This window comes from Streptomyces sp. NBC_00250 (assembly GCF_036192275.1).
GTDB lineage: Bacteria > Actinomycetota > Actinomycetes > Streptomycetales > Streptomycetaceae > Streptomyces.
This window is the reverse complement of sequence record NZ_CP108088.1, coordinates 4626565-4641014: the sequence shown is the minus strand read 5'-3', so window position 1 is coordinate 4641014 and position 14450 is coordinate 4626565. Positions and strand designations below refer to the sequence as shown.

The window sequence follows — 14450 nt, the reverse complement described above, 5'->3', positions numbered from 1 at the left end:
GGCTGACAGGCGATGAAGGCATTCCGACTTGATGAACTGGAGGCGGAGCGTGCCGCGAACGAGGGCGCGTACCTTCAGTTCCTGCGGGAGCGGAACATGTCGGTGGGCCTGTACGCGCTGGACGCCGGGCAGCTCGACCCGCAGCAGCCGCACCGCCAGGACGAGGTGTACTTCGTGGTGAGCGGCCGGGCGGCGATCACGGTGGGGGCGGAGACGACCCAGGTGGCGCGCGGCAGCGTGGTCTATGTGCCGGCCGGGGTGGAGCACAAGTTCCACCACATCAGCGAGGACCTGCGGGTGATGGTGGTCTTCTCCCCTCCGGAGAGCTGAGGGCCGGGGAGCCTGACGGCGAGACCTGGGGGCGGACGGCGAGAGCCGGGGGCGGACGGCGAGAGCCGGGGGCCGGCCCCGAGCCCAGGGCACCGACCTCCAGCCCCAGGCTCCGACCTCCAGCCCCAGGCCCCGAGACCCGGGGTCCGACCCCGAGACCCGGGGTCCGGGAGCGAGGGTCGGGCGGCCCGAACCCCCTAGGGGTCGGATCAGGGGAGAGCGGGGGCCGCAGGGACCCCGTGGGCCTCTCCCGGCCCCTAGCCTTGGAGGTGTTCGGCGCGGAGTGCGCGGAACAGTCTTCGAGAGCGAGGAGTGGACCATGGCCGTACAGGAGATTCTCGCGGGGATGCCCTGGTGGGTGAAGTGGGTGGCCATACCCGCGCTTGCCCTGATCGTCTTCGGCGGACTGATCACCAGCGTCCTGGCCTTCGTGGTCGGAGTGCTCTTCAAGGTGCTGCTCTTCGTGGCCCTCGTCGCCGGACTGATCTACGTCGTACGGAAGTTCAGCTCCTCCGACCGGTCGCGCGAGGAGTGGTAGCACAAGCTACCGATCGGTATGGAGCCGACGGAGGGTATTAGCCCGCCCGGGGGAACGCGCTGGTCGAATCAGGGCGTGGCCCCGGGGGCTGCCACTAGAGTGGAATCCCTCCGCCGCGTTGGGGACTTCAGGCGTAGACCTCCGTACTGACCAGCGGTTTCCCAGGCCCGGCGGGCGCGCGGGGGCGGCCCCCGCGGGCGGATGCAATGCATCCGTCGTCACGCCTGGGGGTGACCTTTGGCCACGGCTACGCAGACGGCTGCGCCTACCTTGATCGGCTCGGTGCAGCGGGCGCTGAGACTTCTGGAGGCCGTGTCCTCCCATGGGGAAGGCGCCCCGGCCAAACAGCTCGCCCGTGAGACGGGCCTTCCGCTGCCCACCACGTACCACCTGCTCCGCACCCTGACGCACGAGGGCTATCTGGTCCGCGAGAAGGGTGTGTTCGTCCTGGGCGACGCCGCGGTCCGACTGGCCGGCGGCGGAGATGTGCAGAATCGTCGCATCAAGATCGAAGACTCCCTTGCCCGTTGGCGGGACGAGATCGGTGTGCCCGTCTACTTCGCCCTCTATCGCGAGGGGGAGATCGAGCTCGTCGCTGTCGCCGACACCCCTTCCGCCCCCGCAGTGGAGGAATGGGCCGACTTTCGCGAGACCGCGCACGCCCACGCGATCGGGCAGTGTCTGCTGAGTCAACTCGATCTGAAATCTCGTCAAGACCACCTTGACCGCCACCCGGTGGAAGCCATCACTCCGTACACGGTGCGTAACCAGCGCCTGCTTTTGGAGCGTTTGGGCGGTTTGGGGCGAATGGAACCCCTGGTAGAGCGTCAGGAATATGCGCTCGGCACGGTCTGTGCCGCAATCCCCATCACTGCGGGTTCCGCGGCGGCCGCAATGGCCATTTCCCTCCCTCTTCACCAGGAAGAACGGTTGCTCCCAGCAGTCGAGCGGCTACGTACGGAGATCGGGAGGCTCTTCAGTTCCCTCGCGTTCTCTATCAGTATCTGAAAAATCACTCCTTGTGATCTGCTAGCGCTTACAGCACGATTGCGTCAAGAGGGCCACGGGGGATCATTCCTGGCCGTTTCGGTCACAGCTTTCAGCAGCTGTGTTTACACAACTGCTTCATCTACTGCGGGGTACATGATGCGAGAGTCCGTTCAGGCCGAGGTCCTGATGAGCTTCCTCGTCTCCGAGGAGCTCTCCTTCAAGATCCCGGTAGAACTGCGATATGAGACCCGGGATCCCTACGCGGTGCGGATGACCTTCCACCTCCCCGGAGACGCGCCTGTGACCTGGGCGTTCGGCAGAGAGCTGCTGCTCGACGGGATCAACCGGCCGAGTGGGGACGGTGATGTGCACATCGCCCCGACGGAGCCCGAGGGACTCTCGGACGTGTCCATCCGACTCCAGGTCGGTGGCGACCGCGCCCTGTTCCGGGCCAGCGCACCGCCGCTGGTCGCCTTCCTCGACCGTACGGACAAGCTCGTTCCGCTCGGTCAGGAACGGACACTCGGCGACTTCGAGGACAACCTGGAAGCCGCACTGGGCAAGATCCTGGCCGAGGAGAACGCCGGACCGGCGGCCTGAGCCGGGACGTCACTTCGCGCGACGGCGCCGTCCGCCGCGTGCGGCCGCGGGCTTCCGGCCACCCGTCGCCGGCAGTCCCCCGGCCTCCGTGCGGTCGGCGGAGACCACCAGGGCCGCGAGCGCCGTGGTGAGCGGCACGGAGGCGACCAGACCGATCGACCCGACGAGCGTCCGGACGATCTCCACGGCGACCAGCTCGCTGTTGGCCACCGTCCCCATGCTGCTCTGCGCGATGGAGAAGAGCAGCAGCAGCGGGAGGGCGGCACCCGCGTAGGCGAGCACCAGTGTGTTCACGACCGAGGCGATGTGGTCGCGGCCGATCCGGATCCCGGCCCGGTACAGCGCGCGCGGCCCCATGCCCGGGTCGGCCTGGTGCAGCTCCCAGACCGCCGACGTCTGGGTGACCGTGACGTCGTCGAGCACACCGAGCGAACCGATGATCACCCCGGCCAGGAGCAGGCCGGACATGTCGATGTTCGGGTACAGGCCGTGGATCAGCCCGGTGTTGTCGTCGGTGTTGCCGCTCAGCGAGGCCCAGCCGATGAACACCGAGCCGAGCAGACCGATCAGCAGCAGGGAGATCAGCGTCCCGAGCACCGCGACCGAGGTGCGGGCCGAGAGACCGTGGCACATGTACAGCGCGATCAGCATGATGGCGCTCGATCCGACCACCGCCACGACCAGCGGATTCGACCCGTCCAGGATCGCAGGCAGGATGAAGAACGTCAGGATCAGGAAGCTCACGACGAGCGCGACGAGTGCCATCACGCCCTTCATCCGGCCGACGACCACGACCGCGACGGCGAAGATCCCGGCGAGCACCGCCATCGGGAGCTTCCGGTTCACATCGGTGACCGAGTACTGCAGATCGCGCGGGGCGTCGGGCGCGTACGCCACCACCACGCCCTGTCCCTCGTGCAGTTGGCGCGGTGCGTCCGGCTGCACGATCTCGGTGAACGTACGCCCCTTCTCCGGACCGCTGGTGACCTCGATCGTCGCCTTCTCGCACTCCCCCTGCTGCGCGTTGACCGCCTCGCGCCCCTGCGGGGTCGAGGTGTCACCGGTCGGCGGGACCTGCCCCGCGTTCACGGAAGCGCAGTCGACCTGCTCGACGGCGACGACCTTGCCCTGCTCGGTCTGCCGGTCGAAGCCCACGCCGGTGCGCTCGTGCGCCGGCGTGCCACCGGGCCACAGGACCACGAGCCCGACCACGACCGCCGTGGCGAAGGGGATCAGGATCGCGGCGATGACCCTGCGCAGGTGCCGGGACACCGGGGTGGCGGGCCCGTGGTTGTGGCTGTGCCCGTGGGATCCGTGTGCCTGACCGTGCCCGTGCGAGCCGTGTGCCTGAGCATGCTCGTGAGGGCCATGATCCTGGTCGGGGGAGTGCGGCTCGGGAGGCTGCTGGGGGGAAGTCACCGACCGATCATCGCAAGAACGGTGGGGGCCCACTGTTCAGCACGCCAGGGATGACGCTAGCGTGGTGGCACCTTTGCACACGCGGGAGCTCGGAGCACCGGGCTGAGAGGGCGCTGATCACCGTACGCGCGTACTGATGTACGTACGGGAGGAGGCTGCGCCGACCGCCGAACCTGTTACCGGGTAATGCCGGCGTAGGGAGATCGGTCTCATGACCATTCAGGATGCACGCACGCCTGCCTCCGAGCAGGACGACACCTCTGCCGACGGCGCCCGCACGCCGGGCTGGCACAAGGGGTACGTCCAGGGCTCGCGCCCCGACCTCCGGGTGCCGGTCCGTCAGGTGCACCTCACCAACGGCAAGGACGTCACGCTGTACGACACGTCCGGCCCGTACACCGACCCCACCGTCGACACCGACGTACGGCGGGGCCTTCCGCCGCTGCGCGAGAACTGGATCATCTCGCGCGGCGACACCGAGGAGTACGCGGGCCGCCCGGCCCGCCCCGAGGACGACGGCATCAAGCACACCTCGCCGCGCGGCGGGGGGCTGAAGAACCTCGACGCCGTCTTCCCCGGCCGCCCGCGCCTGCCGCGCCGTGGCCGCGACGGCCAGGCCGTGACCCAGCTCGCGTACGCCCGCCGGGGCGAGATCACCCCGGAGATGGAGTACGTGGCGATCCGGGAGAACGTCTCCCCCGAGGTCGTACGGGAGGAGATCGCGGCAGGTCGCGCGGTGCTCCCGGCCAACGTCAACCACCCGGAGATCGAGCCGATGATCATCGGCAAGCGGTTCCTGGTGAAGGTCAACGCCAACATCGGCAACTCCGCCGTCACCTCCTCCATCGAGGAGGAGGTGGAGAAGATGACCTGGGCGACCAAGTGGGGCGCCGACACGGTCATGGACCTCTCCACCGGCCGCAACATCCACACCACCCGCGAGTGGGTCCTGCGCAACTCCCCCGTGCCGATCGGCACCGTGCCGCTCTACCAGGCGCTGGAGAAGGTCGACGGCAGGGCCGAGGACCTGACCTGGGAGATCTACAAGGACACGGTCATCGAGCAGGCCGAGCAGGGCGTGGACTACATGACCGTGCACGCCGGCGTACTCCTGCCGTACGTGCCGCTCACCGCGCGCCGCAAGACCGGCATCGTCTCGCGCGGCGGATCGATCATGGCCGCCTGGTGTCTCGCGCACCACAAGGAGAACTTCCTCTACACGAACTTCGAGGAGCTCTGCGAGATCCTCGCGACGTACGACGTCACGTACTCGCTGGGCGACGGGCTGCGTCCCGGCTCGATCGCGGACGCCAACGACGCCGCTCAGTTCGCCGAGCTGAAGACGCTGGGCGAGCTGAACACCATCGCCAAGCGGCACAACGTCCAGACCATGATCGAGGGCCCGGGCCACGTCCCGATGCACAAGATCAAGGAGAACATCGACCTCCAGCAGGAGATCTGCGAGGAGGCGCCGTTCTACACGCTCGGCCCGCTGACCACGGACGTGGCGCCCGCGTACGACCACATCACCTCCGGCATCGGTGCGGCGATGATCGCCTGGTGGGGCACGGCGATGCTCTGCTACGTCACGCCCAAGGAGCACCTGGGCCTGCCGAACCGCGACGACGTGAAGACCGGTGTCATCACGTACAAGATCGCGGCCCACGCGGCGGACCTCGCCAAGGGGCACCCGGGCGCGCAGGAGTGGGACGACGCGCTCTCGGACGCGCGGTTCGAGTTCCGCTGGGAGGACCAGTTCAACCTGGCCCTCGACCCGGACACCGCGCGTGAGTTCCACGACGAGACGCTGCCGGCGGAGCCCGCGAAGACCGCGCACTTCTGCTCGATGTGCGGTCCGAAGTTCTGCTCGATGAAGATCTCGCAGGACATCCGGCGGGAGCACGGCGGCGATCTGAAGGCGGACGAGATCGAGGCGGGCATGGCCGCGAAGTCGGCCGAGTTCGCGGCGACAGGCAACCGCGTGTACCTGCCGCTGGCGGACTGACCCCCGCCAGCCGCTTGAGTCGGCCCGCGACCCCGGGGGAGTCGCGGGCCGGTGGTGTCTCAGGGGCCCGGTGGGGTCGGCGGTGTCTCAGGGGCCCGGTGGGCCGGTGGGTGGGCCGGTGGCGGCGAGGACGTCGCGGAGGAACGGCAGGATGCCGCGCTCCAGCAGGGCGCGGCGCCAGGCCTCCCGGGCCAGCGACAGCTCGTCGTCGGGTGCCGCGGCGGGCGGTCCGCCCGCGCTGACCTCGGCCGGGCTGTTGCGGAGGGCGGTCACCAGGAGTCCCGCGGCGGCGCCGAGCAGTCCGGCGGCGGCGACGGCGCCGAAAACCAGACCTGCCGTGAGGAGGGTCGCCCCGAACACCGCGGTGGGGGCGAGGGCGTGCAGGACCGCGCCGACCAGCAGGAAGATGACGGCGGCCGCGCCCGCGAGGACGGGCACCATGACGGTGAAGATCGCGACGACGCCCGGGCCGGGGCCGGGGCCGGAGCGGTCCGGGGACGCGGGTGCCCGGGTCCCGAGGGCCGCGCGGTTCTGCTCGCGCACCTTCACGAAGTGGTCGTACTCGCTCGCCGCCGCGCTGGTGACCAGAGTCGTCGCGTTCAGGGTCAGGGAGCGTAGTTGGGCGAGAGTGAGCCGGGTTCCGGCCCCGGCGAGATCCGGACGTGCGTGGGCGGTGCTCAGTGCGTCGTCGAGGACCCGCTCGTACTCGGCGCGGTCCTCGGTCAGCAGGTGCGGAGCCACGTTCATGTGCATCCCCCGATGCTCCGTAGGCCCGGATCAGCCGTGGGAAACGGTCGGTTGGGCGGAAACGGAGGAGAGCCTGCTACGGATGGACCGATGGTATTGCGGTCGTGCCACGCGCTGACAGGGTGTTTCCGGAATTCGCCTTCCCCGGATGCGGAGGGTTATGCGTCAGCCGTTCAGGGGGAGTTGGACGACCAGTAGCTTTCCGGCCATGGTCACTCCGCCGTCCATGGCGATCGCCAGCCCGTCGGCGTACACGTGCGGTCCGTCGACGTTCGGGCCCGAATTGCCCTCGCTGTCCTCCGTGCCGACCTGGCCGAGGAGGTACGGGATCGGGCTGTGGCCGTGCACGACCCGGTGGCCGCCGTAGGTGGAGAGCAGCTCCTGGACTGCCTGCGGGCCGCCGTCGTCGCGGAACGCGAAGCGCTTGGTGAACTTCCGGAAGACGTCCCAGACCTCGTCGGCGTCGTTCCGGTTGAGGATCTCGTGGACCGTGTCGTTGACGTCCTCGATGGTCTCGCCGTATTCGAGGTACTCGGTGGTGTCGGAGTGCAGGAGGAGGTGGTCGTCCTCCAGCACCACGGCGTCGAGCCGGGACATCCACTGCAGGTGGACGTCCTGGAGCCGGTCCATGTCGTGCTTCTGGCCGCCGTTGAGCAGCCAGGCGGCCTGGAAGGTGGCGGTGCCCGCGCCGGAGTTCACCGGGGTGTCGCCGAAGCGCTTGGCGCCGATGAGCAGCAGTTCGTGGTTGCCCATGAGGGCCTTGCAGTAGCCGCCGGCGGCGGCGGCCTCGGCGGAGAGGCGCATGACCAGGTCGATGACGCCGATGCCGTCGGGGCCGCGGTCGGTGAAGTCGCCGAGGAACCAGAGGCGGGCGTTGCCGGCGGCCCAGCCGCCGTTCTCGTCGATGAGGCCCTGGGCGCGCAGTGCGGCGACGAGTTCGTCGAGATAGCCGTGGACGTCACCGACGACGAAGAGCGGGCCGGGGCCCTCGCCGCCGGCGACGGCGGGCTCTGCGGCGGGGCCGGGCTCGGGGGTGACCGGGACCTGGACGGTGTCGCCGCGGTTGATGACCGGGAGGTCGCGCTCGGTCGGGGTGTAGCCCTCGGGCATTCCGCCCTCCGGGAAGGCGTTGCCGGGGTGACCCGTGGCGACGGAGACGATGGAGGAGCCGGCAGCGGCGGGGTACGCGGGGGCGGTGAGGCGGCGTCCCAGATGCAGGGTCGGCTCGGCGGGCGCGGGCGCGGTGGGCGCGGGTGTGGCGGGCACGACGGGTGCGGCCACGGGGGCGGCGGGCACGACGGGTGCGGCCACGGGGGCGGCGGGCACGACGGGTGCGGGGGCCGCAGGTGCGGCGGCCGGGGGTGCGGCGGGCGGGACGGGCGCGGGTGCGGCCGTGGGTGCCCGCTCCGCGGGAGCGGGTCCGGCCGGTGGAAGCACCGGCAGAGGCTCCGTGGACGTCGGTTCGGTGGCATGGCCCTGTACGGGCACGCGGGCGTACGGCGGTACACGGAAGTCACGCAATGTCGCCGTGCGCACCACGGGCTCCTGCCCGGCCCCCTGAGTCATGGACCCCTCCACCACCGTCGCGATGCCCTGCACATCGTGGACCGGCCTGGTCGGGGAGGTCCACGATGTCGTGCGCCCATCATAGGAATGAGGGTCCTCCTGTGTGACGCACCAGGGGTGGTGAATCCGGGTCCACTCCGGGTTCACCGGTTGTTTCGCCCGAATTGAGAAGGTCGAGTTCAGGGTTGAGGCCGGATCGGTGGCCGGTTTCGCCGCCCCGGCCCACGGGCAGGGGACGGGACGGCGGATTCGGTGAGGCCGGTTGACGGGGCGTCGATGCTGCGTGGATCAGTGCTGCGTGGATCAGTCGTTCGTGGACCGGTCGTCCGGGGATCAGTCCTTCGCGGGTGAACGCGGTGGGCTGACGGTCGTGCGCGGCGAACGGCGCTGCGAGGAGGTGCGCACGATGAGTTCGGTCGGTATCACCTGCTCGACCGGGCCGTCGGTGTCGATCCCTTCGATGGCGTCGATGAGGAGCTGGACGACGGCCGTGCCGATCCGGCGCGGCTTGAGCGAGAGCGTCGTGATGGGCGGTTCGGTGGTGGCGTAGACGGTCGACTCGCTGCAGCAGACCAGCAGCAGGTCGTCCGGGACGCGCAGTCCGTAGCGGCGCGCGGCCGCGAGGAGGTCGGTTCCGTTGGGGTCGAAGAGGCCGTACACGGCGTCGGGCCGGTCCGGTCGGGCGAGCAGCCGGTCGGCCGCGACGGCGCCCGCGCACGGGTCGTGCGCCGGATAGGCCTCGTAGACGGGGTCCTGGCCCACCCGCTCGCACCAGTTGAGGTACGCGGTGGTGGACAGGCGGGTGTAGGTGTCGGTGGTGGTTCCGGTGAGGAGACCGATGCGGCGGGCGCCGGCGTCGGCGAGGTGGTCGAGCAGATCGAGGACGGCGGCTTCGTGGTCGTTGTCGACCCAGGCGGTGACCGGAAGGGTGCCGGCGGGGCGTCCGTCGGAGACGACGGGCAGGCCCTGGCGGACCAGTTCGGTGACGACCGGGTCGTGGTCGGAGGGGTCGATGACGACGGTGCCGTCGAGGGCGACGTTCGACCAGACGTCATGTCGGGAGGTGGCGGGGAGGATGACCAGGGCGTAGCCCCGGGCGAGCGCCGCCGATGTGGCTGCTCTGGCCATCTCCGCGAAGTACGCGAATTCGGTGAAGGTGAAAGGTTCATCCCCGTACGTGGTCACGGTCAGGCCGATGAGTCCCGACTTCCCGGTGCGGAGCGTGCGGGCCGCCGCGGATGGGCGGTAGCCCAGCCGGTCTGCGACCTCGCGCACGTGACGGCGGGTGGCGTCGGGGAGTCGGCCCTTGCCGTTGAGCGCGTCGGAGACAGTCGTGATGGAGACCCCGGCGGCGGCGGCCACGTCCCGGATGCCTGCCCGGCCCTGCCGGCTTCCCCGGGTCTGTGCCCGGCTCACCTGGTGCTTCCCTGCTGCTGTCATGGCGAGCCGATAGTAGGGCGATGAGGGGCGGTTGGGCCGGTCGCATATGCGGGCGTTGACAGGCACGTTTCTGCATGGCTGAAAGGCGTCAAGAGGCAATGAATCCAAGGTAGTTAGGGCCTTCGCCATGGGACCTATGGTTGTCGAACGGCGTAGGCCTGGCGAGGGGGCGAGGTCTCGAAGAGGTCTCAACTCACCTCTACGGGGGATGCGCGCCACGGCGCCCGCCACCGGCGCACGCCACCCGGGCGCGCGCTCCCCCACTCCGGAATCACTCCGGAATCACTCCGGAGCTACTCCGGAACCGCTCCGGGGGCCGCGGCGGTATCGCCGCGGAGGCCGCTTCGACGTCGAGTCGGAGGCCGGCGCCGGGGAGCCGTGTCCACAGCGTGTCCCTCCTGTTGTCCACAGCCCATTCGCAGCGGAGGGGAATCCTCTTAAAGTGAGGAGTATTGGCGGTACGGACGGTCGAGGAGGCCACACTGTGAGCGAGACCAGCGGGACCAGCGGGACGAGCACGGGCCCGAAGCTGCGCGCCGAGCTGGACGGCGTCCCCACTTACAAGCCGGGCAAGCCGGCGGCCTCTGGCGGCCCGGTGGCCTTCAAGCTGTCCTCCAACGAGAACCCGTATCCGCCGCTGCCGGGGGTCATGGAGACCACGCTGGCCGCCGCCGCGAGCTTCAACCGCTACCCGGACATGGCCTGCACGGGTCTGACCGAGGAGCTGGCCGACCGCTTCGGCGTGCCCGTCTCGCACATCGCGACCGGCACCGGTTCGGTCGGCGTCGCCCAGTCGCTGCTCCAGGCGACCTCGGGCCCCGGTGACGAGGTCATCTACGCCTGGCGCTCCTTCGAGGCGTACCCGATCATCACGCAGATCAGCGGGGCCACCTCGGTGCAGGTGCCGCTGACCGAGGGCGAGGTGCACGACCTCGACGCGATGGCCGAGGCGATCACCGACAAGACCCGGCTGATCTTCGTCTGCAACCCCAACAACCCCACGGGCACCGCGGTGCGCCGGGCCGAGCTTGAGCGTTTCCTCGACCGGGTGCCCTCCGACGTCCTGGTGGTCATCGACGAGGCGTACCGCGAGTTCGTCCGCGACACCGAGATCCCCGACGGCATCGAGCTGTACCGCGACCGGCCGAACGTCGCCGTGCTGCGGACCTTCTCCAAGGCGTACGGCCTGGCGGGGCTGCGGGTCGGCTTCGCGGTCGCCCACGAGCCGGTGGCGGCGGCGCTGCGCAAGACGGCGGTGCCGTTCGGGGTGAGCCAGCTGGCGCAGGACGCGGCGGTGGCCTCGCTGCGGGCCGAGGACGAACTGCTCGGGCGGGTCGGCTCCCTGGTGTCCGAGCGCGAGCGGGTTCACGCCGGGCTCGTGGGACAGGGCTGGACCGTGCCGGACACCCAGGCGAACTTCGTCTGGCTGCGGCTCGGCGAGCGGACCCTGGACTTCGCGGCGGAGTGCGAGAAGCACGGGGTGATGGTGCGGCCGTTCGCCGGCGAGGGCGTGCGCGTCACGATCGGCGAGTCCGAGGCGAACGACCTGTTCCTGAAGGCGGCGGAGGGCTTCCGCAAGGAGGGCTGATCGGCCGCCGGCGAGTTCCACGCACGTCGGCTGACGATCGGCCGCCGACGAGGTCCATACGCATCGGATGCTGATCAGCCGCTGACGAGCTCCCCGCGAATCGGCTGACGATCAGCCGCCGACGAGTTCCACGCGAATCGGGTCGCCGTCCCGGACGGTGGCCAGGACCCCGGGGTCGCCGTCGAGCGCGCCCAGGAGGTTGCACGGGCTCGCGAGCCGGCACTCGTCGCCCCGCGAGATCGGGGTGGGGCCGTAGGGGAGGGCCAGCGCGTCGCCCTCCGTCCAGAAGGCCACCGTGCCCGGGTCGACGACCTGGCGCGCGCCGTCCTCGACGGAGGCGGAGACCGGAGTGTCGAAGTAGACCTCCTCGCCCCAGGTCCGGGCGGTGGAGGAGATCGGGAGAGCCCCCGCGAGCGCCTTGCTCGTGGGGGTTTCCTCAAGGGTGGCCGTGGTGTGTCCGGCCGGCCAGACGATGCGTATCCGAAGGGTCATGCCCAGGATTCAACAATATGTTGAAGGACCTGGGAAGGGGTGACCTTCGGTAGAGGGACCCCGACCGAAGGTACGGATTTCGTATGAGCCATAATGCTTGTGAATGTGAACGCGTTCACAAGCGTGTCCCGGTTCATCCCTGGATGGGTGGGATTATCGGGGCAAACTGCCGATGTGACCACGGCGATGTAAGGAGAAAACGACGTGGACCTCGCTCTAGCGCCAGAGACCTTGGCGCGCTGGCAGTTCGGCATCACCACCGTCTACCACTTCCTCTTCGTCCCTCTGACGATCTCCCTCGCCGCACTCACCGCCGGTCTCCAGACCGCATGGGTCCGCACGGAGAACGAGAAGTACCTCAGGGCGACGAAGTTCTGGGGCAAGCTCTTCCTGATCAACATCGCCATGGGTGTCGTCACCGGCATCGTCCAGGAGTTCCAGTTCGGCATGAACTGGTCGGACTACTCCCGGTTCGTCGGCGACATCTTCGGAGCCCCGCTCGCCTTCGAGGCGCTCATCGCCTTCTTCTTCGAGTCGACCTTCATCGGTCTGTGGATCTTCGGCTGGGACAAGCTCCCGAAGCGGATCCACCTCGCCTGCATCTGGATGGTGTCGATCGGCACCATCCTCTCCGCGTACTTCATCCTCGCGGCCAACTCCTGGATGCAGCACCCGGTGGGCTACCGCATCAACGAGGAGCGGGGCCGGGCCGAGCTCACCGACTTCTGGCACGTGCTCACCCAGAACACCGCCCTCACCCAGTTCTTCCACACCATGACGGCGGCCTTCCTGGTCGGCGGCGCGTTCATGGTCGGCATCTCCGCCTTCCACCTGGCGCGCAAGAGGCACATCCCGGTGATGCGGACCTCGCTGCGACTCGGCCTGATCACCCTGATCATCGCCGGCCTCGGCACCGCCATCAGCGGTGACCTGCTCGGCAAGGTCATGTTCAAGCAGCAGCCCATGAAGATGGCCGCCGCCGAGGCGCTCTGGGACGGCGAGGCACCCGCACCCTTCTCGGTCTTCGCCTACGGCGACGTCGACAAGGGCCACAACTCGGTCGCCATCGAGATCCCCGGTCTGCTGTCCTTCCTCGCCAACGACGACTTCACCTCGTACGTCCCCGGCATCAACGACATCAACAAGGCCGAGCAGGAGAAGTTCGGCCCCGGCGACTACCGGCCCAACATCCCCGTCGCGTACTGGGGATTCCGCTGGATGATCGGCTTCGGCATGGCTTCGCTGACCATCGGCGTGATCGGCCTCTGGCTGACCCGCAAGAAGTTCATGCTGGCACCCGGGATGCGGACCGGTGAGGACGAGGTGCCGAACCTGGTCCTGTTCAAGCGGAAGGCGCTCAGCCCCCGCCTGGGCAAGTGGTACTGGATCGTGGCCCTCTGGACCATGGCGTTCCCGCTGATCGCCAACTCCTGGGGCTGGATCTTCACCGAGATGGGCCGTCAGCCCTGGGTCGTCTACGGCGTGCTGCGTACCCGGGACGCCGTCTCCCCCGGCACCACGACGGGCGAGGTGCTCACCTCGATGATCATCTTCACCGCGCTCTACGCCGCCCTCGCCGTGATCGAGGTCAAGCTCCTCGTGAAGTACATCAAGGCAGGCCCTCCGGAGCTCACCGAGGACGACCTCAACCCGCCCACCAAGATCGGCGGGGACTCTCGTGACCCCGACCGCCCCATGGCCTTCTCGTACTGAGGCTCAGGAGATCGAGGCATGGAACTCCACGACGTCTGGTTCGTACTCATCGCCGTCCTCTGGATCGGCTACTTCTTCCTCGAAGGCTTCGACTTCGGGGTCGGCATCCTCACCAAGCTGCTCGCCCGTGACCGGCCCGAGAAGCGGGTCCTCATCAACACCATCGGACCCGTCTGGGACGGCAACGAGGTGTGGCTGCTCACCGCCGGCGGCGCGACCTTCGCCGCCTTCCCCGAGTGGTACGCCACTCTCTTCTCCGGCTTCTATCTGCCTCTGCTGATCATCCTGGTCTGTCTGATCATCCGGGGTGTCGCCTTCGAGTACCGGGTGAAGCGGCCCGAGGAAAGCTGGCAGCGGAACTGGGAGCAGGCCATCTTCTGGACCTCGCTGATCCCCGCGTTCCTCTGGGGCGTCGCCTTCGGCAACATCGTCCGGGGCGTGAAGATCGACGAGAACATGGAGTTCGTCGGCAGCTTCTGGGACCTGCTCAACCCGTACGCGCTCCTCGGCGGCCTGGTCACGCTCACCCTCTTCACCTTCCACGGGGCGGTCTTCGCCTCGCTCAAGACGGTCGGCGACATCCGGGAACGGGCCCGGGCGCTCGCGCTCAAGCTGGGTCTGGTCACGGCGGTGCTCGCGCTCGGCTTCCTGATCTGGACCCAGGTCGACACCGGGGACAGCTGGAGCCTCGTGGCGATGCTGATCGCCGTGGTGGCCCTGGTCGGGGCGATCGGCGCGATCAAGGTGGGGCGTGAGGGCTGGTCGTTCGCGCTCTCGGGCATCACCATCGCGGCCGCCGTGGCGATGCTCTTCCTCGCGCTCTTCCCGGACGTCATGCCGTCTTCGCTCAACCCGGAGTGGAGCCTTACCGTGACGAACGCTTCGTCGAGCCCCTACACCCTCAAGATCATGACCTGGTGTGCGGCGATCGCGACCCCGCTGGTGCTGCTCTACCAGAGCTGGACCTACTGGGTGTTCCGTAAGCGGATCGGTACGCAGCACCTCGCCGACGCTCACTAGCC

General features: G+C 69.0%; 13 protein-coding genes. 8 read left to right on the top strand and 5 right to left on the bottom strand.

Going from position 1 to position 14450, the window contains the following annotated elements; translation table 11 throughout:
• Nucleotides 1-12 precede the first annotated feature (12 nt).
• The 4 genes from OG259_RS20960 (at nucleotide 13) to OG259_RS20945 (ending at nucleotide 2458) form a co-directional block, all read left to right on the top strand.
• On the top strand, nucleotides 13-330 hold the full coding sequence (locus OG259_RS20960) for a cupin domain-containing protein (protein WP_328943662.1): 318 nt from the start codon (nucleotides 13-15) through the stop codon (nucleotides 328-330).
• Nucleotides 331-649: 319 nt separating this feature from the next.
• Complete coding sequence (locus OG259_RS20955) at nucleotides 650-868, top strand: DUF5326 family protein (protein WP_266894180.1); 219 nt, start codon at nucleotides 650-652, stop codon at nucleotides 866-868.
• A gap of 237 nt (nucleotides 869-1105) precedes the next feature.
• Nucleotides 1106-1876, top strand: coding sequence for an IclR family transcriptional regulator (locus tag OG259_RS20950; RefSeq protein WP_328943661.1), 771 nt, complete (start codon nucleotides 1106-1108; stop codon nucleotides 1874-1876).
• A 138-nt stretch (nucleotides 1877-2014) separates the two neighbouring features.
• Nucleotides 2015-2458: an SsgA family sporulation/cell division regulator gene (locus OG259_RS20945; protein ID WP_266900842.1), complete on the top strand. Its 444-nt coding sequence runs from the start codon at nucleotides 2015-2017 to the stop codon at nucleotides 2456-2458.
• Between the two features lie 9 nt (nucleotides 2459-2467).
• On the opposite strand, the gene OG259_RS20940 is transcribed toward OG259_RS20945, so the two are convergent.
• The gene (locus OG259_RS20940; protein WP_443051990.1) at nucleotides 2468-3877 is read right to left on the bottom strand and encodes a YibE/F family protein; all 1410 of its coding nucleotides are present in this window, start codon (nucleotides 3875-3877) and stop codon (nucleotides 2468-2470) included.
• A 211-nt stretch (nucleotides 3878-4088) separates the two neighbouring features.
• Between OG259_RS20940 and thiC the strand changes: the two genes are divergently transcribed.
• Nucleotides 4089-5882 carry a phosphomethylpyrimidine synthase ThiC gene (gene thiC, locus OG259_RS20935; protein ID WP_328943659.1) on the top strand — a complete coding sequence of 598 codons (1794 nt, stop codon included), beginning with the start codon at nucleotides 4089-4091 and terminating at the stop codon, nucleotides 5880-5882.
• A gap of 87 nt (nucleotides 5883-5969) precedes the next feature.
• Here thiC and OG259_RS20930 read toward each other — a convergent pair whose 3' ends face one another.
• The 3 genes from OG259_RS20930 to OG259_RS20920 all read right to left on the bottom strand — a co-directional run bounded on the left by OG259_RS20930 (nucleotide 5970) and on the right by OG259_RS20920 (nucleotide 9635).
• Complete coding sequence (locus tag OG259_RS20930) at nucleotides 5970-6635, bottom strand: hypothetical protein (RefSeq protein ID WP_328943658.1); 666 nt, start codon at nucleotides 6633-6635, stop codon at nucleotides 5970-5972.
• A 159-nt stretch (nucleotides 6636-6794) separates the two neighbouring features.
• Entirely contained in the window at nucleotides 6795-8210 is a 1416-nt protein-coding gene (locus tag OG259_RS20925; RefSeq protein ID WP_328947133.1) for a metallophosphoesterase, read from the bottom strand.
• 318 nt (nucleotides 8211-8528) lie between these two features.
• On the bottom strand, nucleotides 8529-9635 hold the full coding sequence (locus tag OG259_RS20920; RefSeq protein ID WP_041130217.1) for a LacI family DNA-binding transcriptional regulator: 1107 nt from the start codon (nucleotides 9633-9635) through the stop codon (nucleotides 8529-8531).
• Between the two features lie 484 nt (nucleotides 9636-10119).
• On the opposite strand from OG259_RS20920, the gene hisC reads away from it, so the two are divergent.
• Nucleotides 10120-11223, top strand: a complete 1104-nt coding sequence (gene hisC, locus OG259_RS20915) for a histidinol-phosphate transaminase (protein ID WP_328943657.1) — start codon at nucleotides 10120-10122, stop codon at nucleotides 11221-11223.
• Between the two features lie 111 nt (nucleotides 11224-11334).
• Here hisC and OG259_RS20910 read toward each other — a convergent pair whose 3' ends face one another.
• The gene (locus OG259_RS20910) at nucleotides 11335-11715 is read right to left on the bottom strand and encodes a cyclophilin-like fold protein (RefSeq protein WP_328943656.1); all 381 of its coding nucleotides are present in this window, start codon (nucleotides 11713-11715) and stop codon (nucleotides 11335-11337) included.
• 204 nt (nucleotides 11716-11919) lie between these two features.
• On the opposite strand from OG259_RS20910, the gene OG259_RS20905 reads away from it, so the two are divergent.
• Together OG259_RS20905 and cydB are read left to right on the top strand one after the other, a co-directional pair.
• Nucleotides 11920-13428 (top strand): cytochrome ubiquinol oxidase subunit I, encoded by a 1509-nt coding sequence (locus tag OG259_RS20905; RefSeq protein ID WP_328943655.1) that lies wholly within the window; start codon nucleotides 11920-11922, stop codon nucleotides 13426-13428.
• Nucleotides 13429-13446: 18 nt separating this feature from the next.
• A complete protein-coding gene (cydB, locus tag OG259_RS20900; protein ID WP_328943654.1) occupies nucleotides 13447-14448 on the top strand; it encodes a cytochrome d ubiquinol oxidase subunit II in 1002 nt (333 codons plus the stop codon).
• The last annotated feature ends 2 nt before the right edge of the window (nucleotides 14449-14450 follow it).